This is a genomic window from Psychrobacter sp. TB20-MNA-CIBAN-0197 (assembly GCF_040309765.1).
In the GTDB taxonomy this organism is placed as follows: Bacteria; Pseudomonadota; Gammaproteobacteria; order Pseudomonadales; family Moraxellaceae; genus Psychrobacter; species Psychrobacter submarinus.
This window is the reverse complement of sequence record NZ_JBEOPC010000591.1, coordinates 1-272: the sequence shown is the minus strand read 5'-3', so window position 1 is coordinate 272 and position 272 is coordinate 1. Positions and strand designations below refer to the sequence as shown.

1 protein-coding gene is annotated in these 272 nt (G+C 62.9%); it reads right to left on the bottom strand.

Features of this window, described 5'->3' with window-relative positions; all coding sequences use genetic code 11:
• Positions 1-272 (bottom strand): GAF domain-containing protein (locus tag AAEY83_RS15105; protein ID WP_351060184.1); only part of this gene is annotated, 272 nt, incomplete at both ends.

Sequence of the window (272 nt, the reverse complement as noted above, 5' to 3'; positions counted from 1 at the left end):
GGCCCAGACCACGGATCGAACCGGTGGCCTCGGCGTGGGCGATTACGCCGGCGAGCTGCGCGCTCATGGTCACGAGGAAGGCTTCTTCACCTTCGTCGAACTGGCGGCGTTCTTTCTGCTGGATGACCAACACGCCGACGACGCGGCGGTGGTGAATGATCGGTGCACCGAGGAACGAGGCGTAACGCTCTTCACCGGTTTCGGCGAAATAGCGATAGCGCGGGTGAACCGAAGCGTTTTCCAGGTTCAGGGGTTCTTCACGCGTGCCGACC